The sequence below is a fragment of the Algoriphagus pacificus genome (genome assembly GCF_017254845.1).
GTDB classification, from domain to species: Bacteria; Bacteroidota; Bacteroidia; order Cytophagales; family Cyclobacteriaceae; genus Algoriphagus; species Algoriphagus pacificus.
The window spans coordinates 598,727-620,027 of record NZ_JAFKCU010000002.1 but is presented as its reverse complement, the minus strand read 5'-3'; the positions used below and the strand labels follow the sequence as shown (position 1 = coordinate 620,027).

Sequence of the window (21,301 nt, the reverse complement as noted above, 5' to 3'; positions counted from 1 at the left end):
GTGACGGGCTTTTACTTTTTATTATCAGAGATAAAAATATTTCCTAATCCAGATGGAACAATGGCCATTAGTCCATCTTTTGTGGAAATCCAGATCAAATTAAATGGTGCACGATAAGGGTTCCTGTTAGTCCAATGCCTCGAGATTTTATAGTTTTTATTTTCTGGTAGATTTTCCTTCGAAGTCATAAGATTAGCCACTGTAGACAAAATCCCATTTTTCCCCTTCTTTGATCCATCCGAATTAAGTACTTCCAATTTCAGATTTTCATAGTCGAAATTAACCTGGTTTGATGAACCCTTTTCATTGGCAGTCATGTGCAATTTCAATCCTCTCAAGGTACCAGACTCCACTTTGAATTTCCCTAGAGGCTCAAAAATTTCATTCAGTTCTACCATATCAAAGCCTCCCATACTCGCATCCAGCTCAAAGGAATTTGTGCCATAAGGGATATCAATACTCATCGAAACCGGCGCGTACCCGTTCAAATTTGAGCTAACATCGACTTTCATCAAACCATCTTTTTGCAAAGAATCCGTAGAAATCAAGTTGGTTATGAACCCATTAATCTCTTGAAAATTCAAGACAATTGGACTGGCTTTACCCATAGGAATCTCTTTGTAAGAAATAGTGGAATTGGAAATTTTCACTGAATCCAATTTGATCGGAAATGGAATATTCTCGACCATCCCTTCAAAAAGCGGTTTCTCTGGTTCTTCTGGACGAGGTTTATTTTTATCCCTCAAATCCTCCAAAACCAGGCTATCAATGCTTGCCAATCCTGCGAAAATGGACCAATTTCCATAAATGGTACTTTCTGCATCAATCTGACTCAGCCCAAATTCTTTGATTTCAAATTGAATTAGATCTTTTTGAAAATCTGCTTCAGCTCTGGCACCTGAGATCTGATTGTCATATTTAAGAGATATTCCTTTGAAATCAGCCGTTTGGGCACTTGAATTAAAACTAGCCTCCTCGACACGGAATTCCTGATTATAATCTGTGATGATCTTGAGGTTTTTAAGACTAGTCACGATGCTTTTAAGCTTGAAAGGAATTGCATATGTGGCAATGACTGAATCCGTTTCTATGCCATGTGCAATGATATTCAGATCTGTAAATTGACCAAATCGATATAGACTATCCTTGTCAATAAACATTTCGGCAGTTCCTTTTTCCAAGATAAAATTCCTAATTTCTCCTCTGGAAATAAGATCCTGAAATAATTCCTGAAAAGCCTGAGAACTTTCGTTGGCGCTACTTTTTCGATCGCTTTGAATGAGTCTGAAAGCCGGTTCAATCAATTTTATCTCCCCTATTTCCAGTTTGCTATTAAAAATCAAAGCCATGAAATTCACATTCCCCATCAGGATACTTCTCAAAGAGCCATTCATTTTAGTGGCTAGGGAATCATTGAGGGGAACGAGTACAATTGTCTGAAGCTCTACTCCTTTTTGTAAAAGATTGATCTCTACATCCTCAAACAATAAATCATAATTCCTATCAGGATTGGTATTGATGATTTCAGGTATCTTTTTAGCAAGCCATACCTCCAAATAAAATGTTCCTGCAAAAGCAAGTAGTATCAAAATGATCAGGGAAATCCCGATTTTCTTCATATTTCAGACTTTACCTTGAAAGATAGCTTTTTATCGATCAGGATAGATTCCATCCATCAAAACTATTTTGTAGAATCTACCGCCTTTTTCACTTTCATCCTTATTTATTCACCATTCAACATGGAAAGGCTGAAACTTCTTAGAATCCTATTTAAATTCAATTTTCAAATTTTTCACATTTTTGAATTATGAAATTCCAGTTTAAAATCATCGTCTCACTTCTTTTTTTAATCCTAGTTGCACAGCCACTAGCTGCTCAAAAATCCGGAGAAACGATTAAAATTTTAAGCTACAATATTTACCATGGTGAAAATCCAGTAAATGCCGGAGAAGGGAATATTGAACAGATTGCTGCATTGATTAGGGAATTTCAGCCTGATTTAGTGGCATTGCAAGAGGTAGACAGCATGACCATAAGAACAGCCAGAGTCTATGGATCTAAGGTAGATTTGGTTCAGAAATTAGCCGAATTAACCGGATACTTAGGCTACTTTGCCAAGGCAATGGATTATGCAGAAGGTGGTTATGGCGAAGGAATTTTAGCCAAAGGGAATGGATTATTCGAAACCCAAAATCTTCCTTTACCAGCTGGAGGCGAACCTCGAGCTGCAGCTTGGGTCACTTATACACTTCCTAAAGGAAAGGAAATTGCTTTTGCAGGAACCCACTTATGCCATCAATTTGAAGAAAATAGAATTGCTCAAGTAGCAGCTGTCAGTCAACGCGCTGAAAACCAAAAGTTACCTACAGTCTGGGTGGGAGATTTAAACTTTAGACCAGAATCCAATGCTTACAAAAGCATCAAAGGTCCTTGGAAAGATGCTGGGGCTTTGCCAACACCCTATGCTCCAACTTATGGTTCTTTAGAGAATGGTGCCCGAATTGATTATGTTTGGTTTGACTCTAGCAAATTTACCCTCTTGGATTACAAGGTTCTGAATGTCCCCCATTCGGATCATTATCCCGTTCTTGTCACTTTACAATTAAAATAATATGAAAAAACCTATCAGCATTGCTCTTAGCTGCCTAGCGCTTTTTGCCTGCAGCCCAAGTACCGAAAACACCACGGAAGAAGAAAAAGTCCAGTTGGAATGGCGAGATCTTTTCAATGGAAAGGATTTGAATGATTGGAGTATAAAAATCAGCAAGCATGAATTGAATGATAATTTCGCCAATACTTTCCGAGTGGAAGATGGCATGATGCAGGTTCGATACGATAGATACGATCAGTTTGACCGTCAATACGGTCATATTTTTTACAATGAGTCCTTCTCTAATTATGTTCTGCAAGTGCAATACCGTTTTGTAGGTGAGCAAGCCAATGGCGGTGAAGGTTGGGCTTGGAGAAACAGCGGCGCCATGCTTCACGGACAAGATCCGAAAACCATGTTGGTTGATCAGGATTTCCCAATTTCTGTTGAAGCGCAGTTTCTTGGAGGAAATGGTACTGATAAAAGAAGTACTTGTAACCTTTGTACTCCTGGAACAAATGTGGTTTTAGCAGACACTTTATTCACACCACATTGCATCAATTCTTCTTCTGAGACTTATGCTGGTGACCAATGGGTTACTGCGAATTTCATTGTTTTAGGTGATTCTGTGATTCATCATATGGTCGGTTTAGATACCGTGTTCAGCTACAATAAACCTCAAATCGGAGGCGGAAATGTAAATCCATCTGATCCAGCTGTAAAAATTGACGGAATGCTTTTGAAAGAAGGATTTATCTCGCTGCAAAGCGAAAGCCATCCAATCGATTTCAGAAAAGTTGTTATTGTGGAACTGGATGATTTGATCGGTCAAGATGAAAAGTTAAACAAAGCGGTTTTAGAATTATTGAAATCTGAGACTTCTACAACTAACGAGTAAGCTTATCCATGTCATTCAATCGAAGAGATTTTATCAAATCAGTGCCAGCAATGGGTGCTGCTTTTGGACTTTCAAATCAGGCTTTTAGCAAAAATCCAGAATCACTAGCTGGGGATGACAGAAAAATCTGGGTGGATTTACTTTATAAAATTTCTTACCCGGTTTTGGACGCTATGTCTCAAGGAAAACTAAAGACCTTGATGCCGGTAGAAGTACCTGAAGGAGCCTACGGGGATAGAGACACTGTCACTTATTTGGAAGCAATAGGAAGGTTATTAGCTGGACTGGCCCCATGGCTAGCTTTGGAAGAGACCAATAATCAAGAAAAAGAGCTTCAGGCAGATTTAAGAAAAAAAGCGATTCAAAGTATTGCCCATGCTGTGGATCCAAATTCACCCGATTATATTAATTGGACCAAAGGCGCTCAACCTCTTGTAGATGGTGCTTTTTTAGTTCATGGCATTATGCGGGCTCCGAAGCAACTCTGGGAACCACTTGATCCAGAAACCAAAGCAAGACTCATCAAAGAACTGCAAGCCCAAAAGCTAGCAATCAAGCCCTATTACAGCAATTGGCTTTTATTCGGTGCCATGATTGATGCTTTCCTGTTTTTTGTAGGAGAACAAGGAGATTTGATGCGGATGGATTTTGCAATCAAAAAGCACATGGAATGGTATCTGGGTGATGGATGGTATGGAGATGGACCAGAATTTCATTTGGATTACTATAATTCATACGTCATCCAGCCCATGTTAATTCAGGTCTTGGAAATTGCTGCACAAAAGCAAAATGCTTACAAGTCAGATTTGAAATTGGCAAAAAAACGCATGGTTCGATATTCTCGACAATTGGAAATGATGATTTCACCTGAAGGAACATACCCAGCTTTGGGAAGATCAATTTGTTATCGATCAGGAGCTTTTCAGCCTCTGGCAGAAGTCGCTTGGAAAGAAATGCTTCCAGAGGAAATAAGCAATGGACAAGTCCGTTCAGCTTTGACTGCGGTTTACACTCGGCTTTTCTCCGCAAAAGACACCTTTGATCAAAACGGTTGGTTACAATTGGGATTGGCAGGACATCAACCTGGATTGGCTGAACCCTACATCAGTACAGGAAGCCTTTATCTGTGTTCTTTAGGATTTTTACCTCTGGGATTATCAGAAAACCACGCATTCTGGTCGGATTCTGCGGAATACTGGACCAGCAAAAAAATCTGGTCAGGTGAAAATATAAAAAGAGACGAAGCTCTGAAATAAGTAAAGCCCGCTGAAATCAGCGGGCTTCTTTTTTATAGGGACTTTAAATTTTTATCCTCTAAGTGTAATTGGAACAGGCTTGTTTGTTTTCCAGCTTCCACCAGTAAAATCAGGAACATCAATTGAATTGGATCTGTTAGCTACAGACCATTCGCTCAATGGAGAAATACAGCTCCAAAGTGCTCCATCATATACATCTTGATCCAAAGGAAGTCCATTTCTCAAGCAATCAATCAATCTCCAGTCCATCATGAAGTCCATTCCTCCATGACCTCCTACTTGCTTGGCTAATTCACCAACTTTCTGCACGATTTCAGGAGTATATTTTGTCTCTAGATCTTTAAATTCTTCTTCTTTCAACCAACCATGACCTTTAGCGACTCGAGGAGTTGGGTATTTCTGAGCATAGCCTTCAGTTCCACTAACCACATGAAGTCTGGAATAAGGACGAGGACTTGTCACGTCGTGCTGGATCATGATCGTTTTGCCATGTTTTGTCTTCACGACAGTGGTATTCATATTTCCTCTGTAGCTTTTTGCGGCAAAGTCGGAAAAGAAATTATCAGAGGCAGCAAGTTCCTGAGCCTTTGATTTCATCATGAAATCATCCGAAGAAACGGAAGTCAAATAATCCATTTGATCCCCTCTGTTGATATTCAAAATCTGACAGATCGGACCTAAACCATGAGTTGGGTAAAGATTACCATCCCGGTAATTTTCCTTCAAACGCCACATTCCCTGATAGCCGTTTTTATCAAAATTCAAAGCAAGTAAATCATGGATATAAGCGCCTTCCACATGAAGAACTTCTCCGAAATAACCTTCTCTTGCCATCTTCAAAGTCATCAACTCGAAGAAATCATAGCAACAGTTTTCTAACTGCATACAATGCTTCTTGGTCCGCTCAGAAGTCTCAACCAACTGCCAGCATTCATCTAAAGTTCTTGCTATAGGCACCTCACAAGCAGCGTGCTTTCCAGCTTCCATCGCATAAACAGCCATCGGAGTATGCCATTCCCAAGGGGTAGCGATATAAATCAAATCCAGGTCGGGTCTATCAAACATTTCCTTCCAGGAATATACCTTTCCAGAATAACCATCTGGTTTATGATAAGTGTCTTTCAACTGCTCTTTAGCTTTTTCAACTCTTTCAGGCAAAAGATCACAAAGAGCTTTGATTTCCACTCCATCAATTTTACTCAATCGGTCAACAGCTCCTGGACCTCTCATTCCCAAACCAACAATACCGATTCTAACCGTTTCGATTTTTGGGGCTGCGTAGCCCGACATATTAAAAGTCTGTGCTCTTCCTGCGTATTTTCTTAACTGTTCAGGAAGTTGGTTTACATCATTTGCAAAAACAGAACCTGCACCTACCAAGCCAAGTCCGGCTAAACCGGAAGCTTTTAAAAACTCCCTTCTTTTGTTATTCTTCATTTAGGTATTTTTTGAATTTACTGCTTAAAACTACTCTATTTTTAAAAAAATCAATCGTTTGTAAAGCTATAAGACAAATTAATCACCAAAAAAAGCCAGAATAATATACCCTGGCTTTCAATTTTCCTAAACTTAAGATTTGGTTCTTTTTAGGTACTTGGACATGTTCTTATACCAAAAAGAGAATACAAAGGGCAATAACTAACCAAACTTGTCAGGGCAAAAATGATCCCCACGATCAAGCCTACAACACCTAGGGTTCCAGTAATACTTCCGGAAAAATAGAGTAGAACCAAAACTGCCGCTATTATCAACCGAATAGCGCGATCTGCATTTCCCATATTTTTTTTCATGATTTCTAAGGTTTGGATGAATGATAAATACCTGTTGCAGACATTTACAACTCAATAAACCTACCTATACTTTATCTAAAGATACATGACAAAAGTCACAGAAGTGATTGATTTAAATTGGCGCAGAAAAGTGGTCATACCACTGAAAATCAAATATTTCTAGGAAATTTTTCCATTATTAAGCTGTATATTCATGAAGCTATTTTATTTCTTACTTTCATTTCTGAATTAATTGTTTTTTTAAGACATCAGTTTTGTTCTTTCAAATTTCAGATAGAAATCTTCGTCAACATTTAATTTACATGCAAAATGAAATTGTTCATTTTTTTCTTTTTCGCCATTCTGCTTTGTGGCAATCTAAAAGCTCAAGAAGGCAAAGCCAACCCTGAAAATGATTCTACATCCTTGGCTCAAGCGTACATGAATTTGTATTTGACCAGCCTGTACTTTGATACTTTAGAACGCTCCAGGATAGAAAAAATCCTCAAGTTTGAGAAAGACGAACTTGATAAAATCAAATCCCCTGAGTTTATAAGAGGAAACCAAACTATTTATCAGTTCACTCAATCGCTTTATCATCTAAATCAGACATACTTTTTCTATTCTGACAGAAGAACCCAAGCCAGCCTTGCCAGAAATAACCCGCAAAAAAAGAGTTATGTCATCCGATTGAAAAATTTATTAGATGATGCAATTCAATATTACAATAATTCAGAAACGAATGATTTGCTTTTCTACGATCAACCAAAAAACTCCTTTTATCAATTAATCGGATTCACATTTGAGGCGGATTTTCAGCACAAAACCAATATCATATCATTAAAAGATAAGATTAATGACCAAATCGAAGAGGAGCTGTACTTAGATTATCAAAGGTTTTTAAGGAAGGCTAAGCTTTCAAAAGATTATGATTTGGACTCCATGATACTAATAAGTAGAAGCTATGGAATACCAATTAATACTTTGGTCCAAGACAATCAAATTCATCCTGTAGTTCAGGTAGCAAGTGGCTATAACAGCATTGATCCTACATATCATGCCGGTTTGAGGGCTGAAGTGATTTTTAGATATGTGGAATTAATGTCATTGTTGAAAAATAGGAGCTCTAGAGAGGCAGACCATGAATTACTTAATTCAAAGTATAAATATTGGATCAACCGACTGAATTCTGTAAAAGACGAATTCATTAAAAATGAGTTGAACGCAGAAGTAGTCGAAGAAGTGAAGAAGTCAGTTAACAATACTGCCAAGAAAATTACAGCCACTAAACCCGCTGGAGGAGGAATATCAGGAGGGAATAGACCAAAACCCATTTTAAAACCAAAACCGGGCCTAGGGCAAATCGGAGGTATTGAACAACCAATTATGGAGGAATCAGTTCCAGAATCTATCCCATACTCTTTAAAAATGGAAAAAAATTACTTCCCAAGTCCTCCACCAAAAGCCTCTGCAACACATGTTGTTTCAAACTATAAGCAAGGATTAGCAAGCTTAAGTCAAGTGGATGCTTTTTTCAAAAGCATTTTGGAAAACAAAGGTTACAAAGGCCAATTACATTATTATTATTTCAATCAAGTGGGTTTTGCACTTGCTACAAGTTTGGAGAAATTCAACTTAGATGGATCACCAGTAGCTGAGGAAAAGAGGTTTGTAGAAAGCATGGGAAGTGAGAATCAATTTTCCTATTTCGAAATTGTCAAATCCATGTTTATGGATATCGAATCTGAGTATCGAATGTTTTCTTTCATTATAGATACAAAACAAGCCAAGCCCTCCGATGATAGTCTTTCTTCTCCATTTTCGGAACAGATCTTGTCAAATAGCTATAAGGAATTACCCGAAGATTTGAAAGCCTTGGTAGTCGCTCCTAAAACTCTGACAGTTTTGGTTTATCACTTTCATCAAAATAATATTGGAGAAGTGCCTGAACTGGAGCTTACTGAAAACCTAACGATTCAAGAATATCTCCAACAAGCAGGATTAATTCCTATTATCCATTGATCAAGTTTAGTTGATTGGGGGATTTTCTTCAAAATATCTCTCGAATGAAAACTCTTTTCGGATAGTATCTCCAGACTGTAGGATAACATCAATCCTCATAATTGGACAATATCCCCAACCTAAATACCCGATTGAAAAAGAAGATGTTGGATCCTTTGAAATCCTCAAACGATCCGCAAAACCTCTGCAAAAATTGTATTGGACTTCCTTGATTTCATCTTTTCTGAAAGATGGCATATCTAGCCACAAAGTATAATTCTTATTCTCTCCACCTGCATTAGAAGGGCTTACTGAAGCTTTGACTTCAATTAACTCAGATAAAGGAGCAGTTCTTTCTCTGTATAAAATCTGCTTGAGTAAACTATCGCTAACATTGGCATATTGATCGCCTCTACCTTCCATTACCAGCCTTAGAAGTTCACTGGAATAATCATTGGCTTTTTTTGCTTCCAAAGCCTCCTCTTCAGCCAAAATCGCATTTTTCTGGGCCTGAATGGCCAAATAAACAAAGAGCCCTGCGATGATCACAAAAACAAAAACAGCAATTTTCAAGAACATGGATTTCTTGCTTTTTACCAGTTCTTCATACTTCCTTTTAGCCTCTTTTTGTTTCTCGTTCTTTAGAGATTCGCGGCTTTTTGTGACCCAATTACTCTCCTCCTCGCTCAGCTTGAATTTCCCCAAGTAAGGCTCTAAAAAGATCAATTGCTTTTCAGTAAATAACTCTCTTGCTTCCTCCTTTACTCCTACCTGACTTTTAATCAATCTCTTTACCTCCAAAACAGCCTTCTCATCTACTGATCTTTTATCCGCTATAGGTTTGGCTAAAGAATCATGCGCAATTTCATAGGTCTCGTTTGTATCATTATACCGGAGTATCCTACTCGTGATAAAAGCCTGGACAACATCCAAAACCATTTGTTGTTCAAATTCCGGAAGTCGATCAAACAACTCATTCTTGCCAATGGGCTCTTTTGTCCCTTCCAATGTTGCAAAAGGAGAAAGAATTTTCCAGATAAGTTCTTGGTTGATTGTTCCGTATTTGCCATTAAGATCATCAGCAATTCGAGAAACCTGATCCTCTAAAAAATTTCCTAGCACGTCACCGATTTCTCCCATTTCCTTGACACTTGCCAGTGAAAACTCCGCTGGTTTTTGTCGGGTTTCGTCACCGCTAATCTCCATGTAAAGCTTATCCAGGAATACCTGAAGGAATGGTAAGGCAATCGTCAAGGACTTTTTATCCCCCTTTATTTTCTGGAAAATCGCTTCTGCCACAGCATCTTCTTCTCCTGCCTTTATCGAAATAATGGAATTTTCGAAAGAAGCTGCTCCGATGATCACTTGCTTGACTTTTTCAAGGTTCATCGGTTCCACTCTCAGCTTTTTCCGAAGCAGTTGGGGAATTTCTCTTTCGAATTCAGTCAAATAACCCAAATATTCCTCTCTGATCGAAAAAATCAATTTTACCGGTTGCCTGGATTCTAAGATTCCTTTTATGGACTCTAAAAAAGTCTGCTGCTCAAGTTTGGTCCCCAGCACAAAAAGCTCTTCAAACTGATCAAAGATCAAATAGATTGGCCTGAAAGATTTTTGATAGATTGTTTTGATTGATCTGGCGAGTGGTGTTAACGATTTATCACCCACTCCAAATTCCTCTTCCCAATCATTTTCCCATTTCTGTTTATCAATCACCGACTGTTTATCCCCTCCTAAATTTGCCAAGGCAGTTTCCAAAGACTGATTGATATCTTTCCCTCTTCGAACCATGATTTCCAGCCAATCATGAGTCTGAAACCTGCCAGCAAGTCCACAATTGATCAAACTGGTTTTACCCGTACCAGAAGCTCCATATACCAGAACCACAGCCGATTGAAAAACCATTTCATACAAGGAATTGATTTCTTCATCTCTTCCAAAAAACACACTTTTATCCTCTTTCTGGTAGGAATCAAGAAACTTAAAAGGGTATTTTTTTATCTGACTTCCCATTTGCTAAAAAATTAAAATTGATCCTCAGTAGACTCTTCTTCTATTCCTGTCAGAGTTTTTTTGGCCTGATAGAACAAGCTATAGACCTTATCAAAATTCATATCCTTTCTATTCTCTTTCATAGAAAGCCACTTGTTTAAAGCATTTAAATCAGAATCTTCCGGTTTAGGATTGTCAGACTTTCTGATGACAACTCTGCTATTATCCTCAATGAAACTGAAGTTGAGATTCATGTCATCGTAGGTATTGCAATAAGAATAAAAGCAGATTTTAGAACCTCCGGTCAATGCCATGCCATTGAAGTCGATGATGAAAGGACCTAGATTGATGTTTTTTCGGTAATTGTCCTTGAATAAAATCACTGCATGTGAAATCAATGGCGAATTTTCCCTTCGAACTTTACTTTGGCTGGTATTAAATTGGATCTCGCCATCCAGGAGCACGTAATTGTGAAGGTATAGCCCCTCTTCATCATTTCTCTGCTGGTTAAAGTCTATCTCATTGATAGAAATCATTCTATATTCGGCCAGGAAACTCATTTCCTCCAAAACCCTGGCTAGGCTTAATTCCACCTTCACACAATCATCTAGTGAATAATTGGATTCTTTTAGCAGAGCCGAGACTTCATGCAGATTGGTACAAGCCAAATAAAATTCAGAATTGGTTTCAATTTTAGGAAGAAGATCAAAAGATTCTGAAATCAAAAAGTCGAATTGATTTTCAGAATATATTTCGAGCAAAACTTTCAAAAGCTCCAGTAAATCCAAAATATCCTCTTCAGCCGCATTTCTAAAAAACTTTGATAAAACTTCATTTTGTGTTGTAGTCAGCTTCGCTTTTTTGGTCAATTGATGGTCCCACAGAGAAGAAATCAATGCATAGCAGATCAGTTGAAGCGTCCTTTTTGCAGTTACCTGGCAATTTTCCAGATAGCGTTTCATTTTACTTTCAGAAAAATCCTCCTCCCCAATAGACATCAACTTCCGGATTTGCACACCGATCACTCCAACATAGCCATTGATAATCAGTCTTTTTGCAGTTTGAATCAAATGAGCGTTTTCCTTCCAATCAGGATTTTCGCTTAAAAACTCTTTTACTCTTCTATTATGATTGCTAATAGCATTTACTAACTGATCAGTCAGGACTTCATTGAATCGGTTTGGAATTTCCTTTTTCTCCTCTGAAGTACCTCCGTCTGACTTCGTATTTCCTCCAGTTTCAGAATCTGCAAAATACCGATCCAATTGACTTCGATATTTATTCACCAAATTATCTATACTGGTATAGGATGTATAAAAATGACCTAAATCTCCTATCTTCTTTTTAAAGGCAAAAAGTGAATTTACCTCCTCTGAAAGTGTCCCCGTATTGACTGGTGCATCTTTAAAATAGGTCCAAATCTTTGGCCTGCCTTGTTTTTTGAATACATCATACGCAGTATCAAACTCCTCCTCTGTATATTTTCCAACTTTGGTGAAAAACAAACAGACCACAATATCACAACTCCTGATAGCCTGATTGTATTCATCCTGCAGCCTGGAATCAGAAATAGAATCTAAGAATTCTTCCCATTGGACTAACTCAAGGTAAATCCCCTTCTTATGCAATAGATCATTTTGATTGCTAATAAAAAGTCTAAAATCATCTCTGTCTTCTTTCAATTCCGAAGAAGAAGCAATAAAAATCCTGATTGTCTTCATAGTTTAATCTTCTGTCAATCAATTATATAATTTCAATTTAAACTATTTTTAATAAGTCACAGGACATTGCAAATGATTTTTATCGAACTAAAAACTCATTCCTTGACAAATAAAAACCGAGAGAATTAATAGAAATTGATGACTAGGAAAATATTAAACTCGAAGACAATAGAAGTGAAAAGTTTGCCTAAGGAAGCATTTCAATAAGGTTAGATTCCCTTAGGGTAGAGACAATTGCCTATTTTAAAATCCGAACTGCACGGCCCAACCTACCCTCAGGGTCAATTCCTTCAACAATGATTATTTGCTCTGAAGCAATATCAGTATTATAAAACTCTAGAAGAGTTTCACCATTTTCTCCAGTATCCACTAGAGGATTCCAATAAATGGTGGCACGGGCATCTTTGATCGCATTTTCAACTGTTTTCGTGTCATATTTTGGAAGGTAAAACTCCCTTGAAACTGCGTATCCACCGTACTTCGTCACCAAAGTACCTCCCACGCTTTTTCCTATGCCAGCACCGGTTTTAGTGTAAACTGCGATTACACCATTTGCTCCTTGCGCACCAAAAATAGCCGTCTTCGCAGGGTCTTTGAACACATCTACATTAGATACATCTCTTGGACTAATTGTGAGCAAAGTAGAGGCATCAACGGGTATATTATCCAACAGATACAATGGTTGTGTACCAGAGCCTCCTAGTGATCCTACGCCACGAATCGTGACATTGACATCCAGACCTGAGACAAAAACCTGAACACCAGAGACTCTTCCTTGAATCAATTGGAAGACATTTGTAAAACCAACAGAAGATGGAATCTTTTCTGGATCAAGTGTCACATCACCCGAACCATAGATTTTTTTGATTTCCTCTTCCTCGCGTTCGATAGTTTTCGCTTCAACAGTCACTCCTTCCAAATCGACAATATCCTTCTCCTTATTTAGTTGCTGCATCATCATGCGTTCTCGATAAGTTGCCACAAGTCCTTCAGGCCAAATTACTTCTCGAGTATAATTTCCTTCGATTGAATTAAAAACAGGTTCAGGCTGAATCACAGATACGTTTACAAAGTTTTTGAGCCGTGAATCTTCGGCAGTGATCGTAACCGAGGCAGAATCTAAATAGTCCAAATCTCTGAAAATGAAGCGTCCATTAGGACCATACTCTGAGGACACAATTTCAATTCCTTCTCCTACTAATGCCGTAATTTTCCCACCAGAAAGGCCCTTTTTTGTATCTTCTGCATCACTTACTTGACCTTCTATATTAATTCCTCTCTCAATGAACTGCTCAACTTTTGGAAAATCTCCTGCGAGAACATCAGACCACTCAAATCTTCTCCAACCATGGGTCAACATTACTAAGTCCAATGCCTCTTGGGTCTCAGAAGAGTTATCTTTGAAATACCTCCCCGGTTGATAGATTTCAGCAGATAAATCTGAAGTCAAAAGAAGAGTAGAAAAAATATCGCCTGCCTCCAGTTCACTTTCATTTACCTGAGCAGCATCCAAGACTGCCACAGAGAAACTACCAGGGTTTGGTGTCCCTGTAAATGTTGATTTTAGATTTAGGCTGATTTTTTCTCTAGGAGTAATATTCCCATTCTTTGCAATGTCTACCTGTATTTGATCTTCTTTTTGGATAAAAACCAATCGCTCCAAAAGCGGTTTTCCTTCTTCACTCATCACGGTGATTTGGTTGATACCTGAGATCAAATTCTCTTTAGGGATACGTACTCCCCAGACACCATTTGCCAAAGTACCTTGGATCATATAATTGATAATTCCCCGAGTTTGGGAGACCAGCAAAAGTGAATTTGAGTCGGATTCCCCCTGTACAAATGCAGTTAAATAGCTTGCAGCTGGATTATTGACCACTTGCATAACCAATCCTTGTGGATCAATTTTAGAAAGATCGATACTGATTTCCTGGGTGGTGGTTTTTTCAGTGATTTTAACTGGATAGCTTGATTGTGATGGAGTGAATTCAAATTTTCCCAAACCGGCAAAATTACTTTCGAATGAAACATCACTTCCTTCAATTAAGCCTTGGATATCAGCTGGCATCCCATCAGGATAAATCGCTCGAAAGCCGAAAATGGACTTTTTGCCAATCACAGAATGTCCACCTTCAGGTAGAAATTGGATATCTGCCAAAGTTAAACTGTATGGCAAACGTAGTTTCTGAGTAACTGAATAGCTTTCATTTTCCATGAAAGTCAATTCCAAATGTTGTGATGGGTTGGCTTTCTCTGGTATTGTAAAAGTAAAACTTACTTGGCCTTGCGAGTTTAGAGGCAGTTCTTGTTTGTATAATTCATCATCTCCAGCTTTTGCGATGATTTCGACAGTCTTTCCAGCAAGAGGGTTGCCCTCGCTATCGATCACAATCAGATCCGCTTTATAAGTTACCTTTCCATCGGCTGCAGATATGCTTGTAAAATCAATTTTTGGTAGAAATGATCCACCTGCTCCATCGACCACATTAATTTTGGAATTAAAAAAATATTCTTCCCCAAAATTCCTCATCCAGGAAGTATAGGCTTTTAATTGATAAATACCGGGTTTACCAAAAGCCGGAAAGGTAAAATCACCTTTCCCTCTTCCACTTTCTAATCGGATTATTTTCTGCTCTATTAGCAATCCATCACCGTCGAATAAATCCACATAAAGCGTAGAGCTCAAAGGAGATGGGATTTGACTACTTCCAGCAGTCAAATAGGCACTAAACCAAAGATCTTCTCCCAGGGTGTAGGTGTTTTTATCCAAGTGCAGGTATGCCTTTTCTACTGGATATTCTTTTTGGTAAGTTTCAAAATAGCTTTGGATTTTTTGGGGCAAAGTTTCTTGACCAAAAAGAGAAATCGAATTCGCACTGGTCAAAAAAACAATCAACAATAAAAGTTGCTTTCGCATGTGGTAGTTGGTTTGTTTACTAAAAAGCTTACTGTTGGGCTATTTAGTTATAATATATTAAGTAAAAAAGCCTTAAATAGTTTAAGGGCTAACATTTTAATTTTATTAACTAATTGACCTAAAAGCAAATCGATTTAAGAACTTTGATTTTATTCATTCAATCGAGAAATACTTTGTCATTACAGCTTCTGCCTCTTTTCCTTGTGGAGTAAAATCTGGTTCCCTATCATGGCGATTGGGGTACCACTTCCAAAAAAACACTCCAGCAAGCCAGGACTTTGGCCAAGCCGACTCAAAAAATGCTTCATAGCATCGTGCCTGTGCCGCTTCAGAAAATTCGACTTCCATTCTTTCATTAGGCCAAACCCAAGGTTCAATCGCGGCATCAACCGTATTGCAATAGCCAATTTCCGTAAAAATCACTGGCTTCTTATATTTTCTAACAACCTTTTCGATTTTAGGCATTTGCTTTTCCCATCCAGCCTTTAATTCCTCTAAACCAGGATTATGTTTATCTGCCAAAGGGAAATATGCCTGAATCCCAATGTAATCCAGTTCATCCCAAAATTTGATTTTATCGAATTCTGTGAAATTGGCTGCGTAAACTAATTTTCCAGAATAGACTTTCCTGATTTGAGCAATTACTTTTCTCCAATCTTCCTCCCGTTGGGAAGTTTTTTCTAATTCGGTTCCGATACAAAGCATCGGGATTTTCAGCGATTCAGCTAGCTTTGCATAATCGAGGATAAAACCTCTATAATTCTCAAACCAGAGTTCCCAATCTCCCTCGTCCAACATTTCTATTTCACCTGGCCAACTTCCTCTTACCCATAAATGAGGCTTCAGCATATTCATGATTCCCAATACCTGCGAAGAATCATGCGTTGCTTGGATTCCTTTTGCTGTCTCACCCCACCACTGTCTTTCGGCATTCACTTCCCATCGGATTTCAGGATTATTCACGCCATTTTGCCACCCAAAAGGAGTTTGCGATAAAGCATTTGCACCCGTCGCTTTTAGTGCTCTTAGCTCATTTCCTTCCAAAGGAGCTCTACTCCCTACCCAGCAGACGCCTTTCCATTTTTCAGCTGTTTCCAGCAATTGCTCTTCCGGAATGGTCCACCAAATCATACCCATTGCTATAAAAATGGCGAGGGAACTCAATAAATATTTGGTATACCAAGGTTTCATGCTTTTTTCAAAAGTGTCTGAATAACAATATCTTCCTCTAATGTACGATGAACTGGACAGCGATGCGAAATTTCAAGCAGTCTTTGTCGCTGTTCTTCCGACAAATCCCCTTCTAATTCAATCAACCTTGTAAATCGGCTGACTTTGGAATCCTTTTCAGAGGGATTCTTACTGTCATTCACATGCACTTTGTCATGATTTAAAAAAACAGTCACTTCCTGAAGTGGCCAATTTTTCCTTCCCGCATACATTTTTAGAGTCATAGCAGTACAACTACCCAAGGAAGCCATTAAAAAATCATATGGGTTTGGCCCCAAATTATCTCCACCAACTTCTAATGGTTCATCTGCAATCAAATGATGATAAGGAGTTTTGATCTCGGTAGTATATCCTGGTCCAGATAATCTGACTTTTACCTGATTTCCACCTAAATCAAAAACAGCACCTTCCGCTACTTTTATAAATACATATCGCTTACTCCAACTCGCAATTACTTCTCCCAGGTATTCACTATCCGTTGCTTTTGAAACCATATGATCAGAGCCATCCAATGAAATAAAACTTTTGGGATGCATGGCTGCCTGATATAAGTCCGCTGCGTTATTTATTCCTACAATTTCGTCTTGAGGAGAATGGATTATTAGCAGGGATTTCTTCAGTTTTTTCAGCATGCTTTCGAGTGGCTTTTGCTCCAAATCCTCAATAAATTCTTTGGAAACCCGGAAAGGTCTTCCTCCAATTCTTACTTCAGCATTTCCCAATTCTTCGATTTTATCCAGGCTTTCCTGAAACAAATGTTTGACATGTCCAGGGAATGCCGGAGCTCCAATTGTCACTACTGCTTCGACATTTGGTAGTTCAAAACTTGCATAAAGAACGGCTGCGCCTCCCAAAGAATGTCCTACCAACATGCTTGGAGCCTCGTATTCTTTTTCTAAAAATTCAGCTGCATCTATTAAATCTGTGATGTTTGACGAGAAATTACTTTGTTCGAACTCCCCTTCGCTCCTACCCAATCCAGTGAAATCAAAACTCAATACTGCTATACCTTGCTGTGATAATGAGGTACTGATTTTTCGAACTGCAGAGAAATTTTGGGAGCAGGTAAAACAATGGGCAAAAACTGCATAGAATCTGGGTTTTTGATCCAATGGATCATACAAATGAGCGGCAAGCTCAATCCCCTTTCGATTCTTAAATGTCAGTTTTTTAGGATTCATTCTACTTTTTTGAAAGCTTCTCTACCTTAATATTCTCCGTATTTATTTCTGAAAGCACTTCCAATTTACCATCTAGATACAATTGCTGCATTTGATCCACAGGAGTCTTTTCCACTTCAGGTTTCAGATTCAGGTAATTTTGAAAACGAATCCCTCCAACTTCATTCACTTCGGTCACGGATCGCATTCTCACTCCTCCTCCATCAGTCAAATAATAATAAGCCATGTAATCCATCAGGTAATCGTCTTTCCCGAACCAGTACAAAAACTCATCTTCAAAATCCTCTCCTCCTCCATCTTGTTGAAAAGTTACTTTGATCAAGTGGTATTCTTCACCCTTGATTTCAGTGATTCCCAAATCAGTCTTGATTGCAGCAGGATCATTTAACCCATAAGGAAGGAAAGCAAAATAGGCTACTGAATTGACAGATCGCGTGTACTTGCCAATCCATTCTGCATTCAAAGTGTCTAATTCTACCCCATTCACAGTTCGGGTAAAACCAGCGTTATTCAATACATCTTTGACCTGTCCTGACTCATGAGAAAACTCTCTGATGTATTCAAAAGTACTGGGGGTTTTATAGATCGTATAATGCATGTCTCTGAAATCAAACTCAATCTTTGAGTCTTCATAGGCTTTCCCACCATGCGCTTCTATTGCCTTATCGACAATTTTTTGGGCTTCAGTACGTGTGTCACAAGCTGATAAACCACAAAGCAATAGGATCATCAGGGGCATTAAACTCTTCATCATTGTAGGGTAATTATTCTTTAATAATTCTATTCTCTAATTTTAATTTCAAAATCAGAATACTCATACTCCGCTCTTAGAAATAACTTTTTGCCGTTTTCATCAACTCTATAGCTACTTCTTTTGCCGTAAAACAAGAATGGCTCGGCTTTCACCATGGAATTATTCTCAAGATAGCTTCTGTGGTCCTTCAATTGCACTTCATTTCCAACCATTTCAAAAGAAACCGGATCAAAGTAATACCACCATACATCCTGCTCTGGCCCATAGTTTACTCTAACTGTTTCAACAAGTTTTCCCGAATCAAGATTTTTTTGACCCCCGTAGGTGAGTGTGGCAGATTCGTCCTCCAAAAGTTTCCATGGTTGACCAATTACATAGAATGCCGCATCAAAATCTTTCTTTTTACTTTTCAAAAAATCTGAATTCTGAACTGCATTTCCTCCCATGGTGTATTTCATCTGAGCTCCATCAAAAACGGAAATGTGCTCCACACTATCGCTTACCCAAGAAATACTGCCCTCGAAATAAGGTTTCATTCGGAACTGGATCCATTGATCTGTCTCACTTTCAACAGATCCATCTTCAAGTAAAAGCTTCGTCTTTTTTCTAAATTTCAGGGATTCTAAATTGTCCCAAGCTTCTTGACCTCCATGGGCTTCAATGGAATTTTCAATGATGTTTTTAGCCTTTTTCTCTGCACTTGGGGTACAGTAAAGCATTAAGCCACAAAGAATTCCAATTAATGAATATGTACTTAAATTATTTTTCATGGATAGCCAATGTATCAGTCCTGAAATTAAAATTTCCCTCTTTATAATCCCAAATCAAGGCCAAAGCTACTATTCCATACTCAAGGAATAAAAACCATGGGTTTTCATAATTATTCGGATTGCCATAGGCTTGATACGAGAAGATCACCGAAAAAGTCCAAAAGCCTAGAGATTTCATTTTAGTCAAAAGACTCAAGCCAAATGCAGGAATGATATACCAAGGATGGACCACAGGTTGAAGAATCAAGTAAATCAAATAACTGAGCGTCCAAACTCCAGCAAGTTGAGAATAAGTTTTGGGTTGTTTCTTCCAAGCCAAATAAACTAGGGAAGCAAAGGTCAGCATACTTAGTCCTTTGGTCAAAACTGCAATTGTATTGTAGCCTTTGATCCAAAATCCAACTTCCCTCAAGAGGTAATAAATTGATGCATTGAATTCAAATTTCCCTTGATACAATCGAATACTTTCTAAGAGATTTGCCCAAGAACCATCCCAAATCAAAGGTGAGAACAAAGCGATAAGCACAAGTCCAGAAGTCACCCAAAAAACCTTTGATTTTCTGAAAACAGATGACCCTAGCAAAGAAGGACCAAGCATTAATGGTAGGATTTTTATTCCAATTGCCAAAGACCAAAAAGCACCCGAAGCAGCCAATTTACTTTGCTTCAAAGCCCAGAGCGAAAGCAGAAGTGCTGCAAGTACCAATCCTTCGAAGTGTAGATTTCCTGTAATCTCAAGAATCACCAGAGGATTAAACCAGTATAAAATCACTGATTTATTGCCTAAGTGGGAATCTCGCAAAAGACTAAAGAGAAGCCAAAAAACCCCGATTTCTCCCAAAATCAAAAGAATTCGAAGCGTAATAATTCCCTGTTTGATATCTTGATTTGCCCCTATTGACCCAAGCCAAAATATCAATTGATTGGATGGAGGATAGACAGAATAGTAAGCCGGTGAATTCATCACTCTAAAGAGGTGATCTAAATAGGCTGTCTTGGATTCAGAATTTTCAGCTACCCAATTCTCAGGGGTTTCTTTATATGGATTTTGGCTCATGGAAACCAACTCACCATCCCACAAAAATCTGGCATAATCGTCGGACCAAGTGGGGAAAGAGAAAATCAAAACGAATCGCAATGCTAAACCTCCTAGAAACCACCACCAAAACTTACTTTTTGAATTGGAAACCAGTCTGTAGAAGATGTACATCAGGAGGAAACAACATGTGTATACGATCAATGTTGTATAGAAATGTTGCCTTGAGATAGGACTAAGTAAAAAAATACCGATCAGCAGGCATAACCAAATTATTACCTGAAGAATCAGCTTCCAATTGATTTTCAAAGCCCAAGAGCCCTTCTCAGCTCTTCATCTTGAAGTTTGTTTTTATTCCAATAATCCAGCATTTCCATATTTCTTCGTGTGGCAATTGTCCGCTCCACGCTTCCATCTGGTTTGTTTTGGATCTCTTCCCAGCTAAGTATTTCATAAGGAAAAAACTCCTGGTATCGCACCAAAAGTCTTCTGTTGATAGTTTTATAATCCAAGCTTAATTCCACCTGATTTCCGCTGATCTTTCTTTTGGTGATTTTAGCTCTTTCTACTTTGAGAGGAATATGGGAAAACCTCTGGAAAATCAAGGATGGAATAAGTCTCACATCTCCTTCTGGAACAATCGAAGGATTCAAACGAATGGTATTAAAAATTTCATCTTCGCTAGGTCCTTCTAGTTTGAGTTCCTGGTCTCCTTCAGATTCGAAATAAGAAAACAATTGTGCTCTGTATGAGCCATTTTTCCAATTCATTTGCGTGAAAGACTGACCACACCATTCTGTCATTGATGCCGTGATTTTAAAGGCATTTTCCTCATCATAAACCGGAGTAAAAACCGAAAGCATGGTATTGTAGGGATACACTCCCGTGATAAATTCCCGGGTCATATTCAATTTCAAGACCTTCCTTGCATCAGCACCAGCCTCCTGAGGATTATCCAATTTCACCTGCTTTCTTCTCGAAAAATCCTCCGTCACAAAAATCATTACAGCCGTCCCCTCTCGCATCTCACCGTAGCGATACTGTTCCAGATCAAAAACATTGATTTCTGCTTTTCCTTGATACCAATAGCTGGAAAATTGATCTTCATCCACACCGCTTCTTGGATTTCCTCCACAGCTTACTAGCGCTAAAAGCATGAATATGATCGTCAATTGTCTCATCCTAA

General features: G+C 38.5%; 16 protein-coding genes. 4 read left to right on the top strand and 12 right to left on the bottom strand.

All coding sequences use genetic code 11. From position 1 onward, the window contains the following. Nucleotides 1-11: 11 nt before the first annotated feature. Nucleotides 12-1,619 (bottom strand): DUF748 domain-containing protein, encoded by a 1,608-nt coding sequence (locus tag J0A69_RS09415; RefSeq protein ID WP_206586304.1) that lies wholly within the window; start codon nucleotides 1,617-1,619, stop codon nucleotides 12-14. Between the two features lie 188 nt (nucleotides 1,620-1,807). Here J0A69_RS09415 and J0A69_RS09410 point away from each other — a divergent pair, with 188 nt between their 5' ends. From J0A69_RS09410 to J0A69_RS09400, 3 genes are read left to right on the top strand one after another with little or no spacing between them, the layout of a single operon-like run. Beyond that, nucleotides 1,808-2,611 (top strand): endonuclease/exonuclease/phosphatase family protein, encoded by an 804-nt coding sequence (locus J0A69_RS09410; RefSeq protein WP_206586303.1) that lies wholly within the window; start codon nucleotides 1,808-1,810, stop codon nucleotides 2,609-2,611. A 1-nt stretch (nucleotide 2,612) separates the two neighbouring features. After that, nucleotides 2,613-3,488, top strand: coding sequence for a 3-keto-disaccharide hydrolase (locus J0A69_RS09405; protein ID WP_206586302.1), 876 nt, complete (start codon nucleotides 2,613-2,615; stop codon nucleotides 3,486-3,488). 8 nt (nucleotides 3,489-3,496) lie between these two features. Continuing rightward, nucleotides 3,497-4,744 (top strand): DUF2264 domain-containing protein, encoded by a 1,248-nt coding sequence (locus J0A69_RS09400; RefSeq protein ID WP_206586301.1) that lies wholly within the window; start codon nucleotides 3,497-3,499, stop codon nucleotides 4,742-4,744. A gap of 51 nt (nucleotides 4,745-4,795) precedes the next feature. Here J0A69_RS09400 and J0A69_RS09395 read toward each other — a convergent pair whose 3' ends face one another. Beyond that, nucleotides 4,796-6,181: a Gfo/Idh/MocA family protein gene (locus J0A69_RS09395; RefSeq protein ID WP_206586300.1), complete on the bottom strand. Its 1,386-nt coding sequence runs from the start codon at nucleotides 6,179-6,181 to the stop codon at nucleotides 4,796-4,798. 149 nt (nucleotides 6,182-6,330) lie between these two features. After that, the gene (locus tag J0A69_RS09390) at nucleotides 6,331-6,534 is read right to left on the bottom strand and encodes a YgaP family membrane protein (protein ID WP_206586299.1); all 204 of its coding nucleotides are present in this window, start codon (nucleotides 6,532-6,534) and stop codon (nucleotides 6,331-6,333) included. Nucleotides 6,535-6,843: 309 nt separating this feature from the next. On the opposite strand from J0A69_RS09390, the gene J0A69_RS09385 reads away from it, so the two are divergent. Beyond that, nucleotides 6,844-8,535 carry a hypothetical protein gene (locus J0A69_RS09385; RefSeq protein ID WP_206586298.1) on the top strand — a complete coding sequence of 564 codons (1,692 nt, stop codon included), beginning with the start codon at nucleotides 6,844-6,846 and terminating at the stop codon, nucleotides 8,533-8,535. Nucleotides 8,536-8,541: 6 nt separating this feature from the next. Here the strand turns inward: J0A69_RS09385 and J0A69_RS09380 are convergent, their stop codons facing one another. From J0A69_RS09380 to J0A69_RS09340, 9 genes are all read right to left on the bottom strand, one after another. Then, complete coding sequence (locus J0A69_RS09380; RefSeq protein ID WP_206586297.1) at nucleotides 8,542-10,527, bottom strand: ATP-binding protein; 1,986 nt, start codon at nucleotides 10,525-10,527, stop codon at nucleotides 8,542-8,544. A gap of 11 nt (nucleotides 10,528-10,538) precedes the next feature. After that, entirely contained in the window at nucleotides 10,539-12,227 is a 1,689-nt protein-coding gene (locus J0A69_RS09375) for a hypothetical protein (protein WP_206586296.1), read from the bottom strand. Nucleotides 12,228-12,465: 238 nt separating this feature from the next. After that, nucleotides 12,466-15,144 carry a TonB-dependent receptor plug domain-containing protein gene (locus J0A69_RS09370; protein ID WP_206586295.1) on the bottom strand — a complete coding sequence of 893 codons (2,679 nt, stop codon included), beginning with the start codon at nucleotides 15,142-15,144 and terminating at the stop codon, nucleotides 12,466-12,468. Nucleotides 15,145-15,297: 153 nt separating this feature from the next. After that, entirely contained in the window at nucleotides 15,298-16,335 is a 1,038-nt protein-coding gene (locus tag J0A69_RS09365; protein WP_236032770.1) for a glycoside hydrolase family 113, read from the bottom strand. Then, on the bottom strand, nucleotides 16,332-17,555 hold the full coding sequence (locus tag J0A69_RS09360) for a bifunctional alpha/beta hydrolase/OsmC family protein (protein WP_206586294.1): 1,224 nt from the start codon (nucleotides 17,553-17,555) through the stop codon (nucleotides 16,332-16,334). Before J0A69_RS09360 ends, J0A69_RS09365 begins: the two co-directional genes overlap by 4 nt. 1 nt (nucleotide 17,556) lies before the next feature. Continuing rightward, a complete protein-coding gene (locus tag J0A69_RS09355; protein WP_317194858.1) occupies nucleotides 17,557-18,309 on the bottom strand; it encodes a DUF6503 family protein in 753 nt (250 codons plus the stop codon). Nucleotides 18,310-18,335: 26 nt separating this feature from the next. Beyond that, a complete protein-coding gene (locus J0A69_RS09350) occupies nucleotides 18,336-19,079 on the bottom strand; it encodes a DUF6503 family protein (RefSeq protein ID WP_206586293.1) in 744 nt (247 codons plus the stop codon). Next, entirely contained in the window at nucleotides 19,069-20,289 is a 1,221-nt protein-coding gene (locus J0A69_RS09345) for a glycosyltransferase 87 family protein (protein WP_206586292.1), read from the bottom strand. Before J0A69_RS09345 ends, J0A69_RS09350 begins: the two co-directional genes overlap by 11 nt. Nucleotides 20,290-20,420: 131 nt before the next feature. Continuing rightward, on the bottom strand, nucleotides 20,421-21,296 hold the full coding sequence (locus tag J0A69_RS09340) for a hypothetical protein (protein WP_206586291.1): 876 nt from the start codon (nucleotides 21,294-21,296) through the stop codon (nucleotides 20,421-20,423). Nucleotides 21,297-21,301 lie beyond the last annotated feature (5 nt).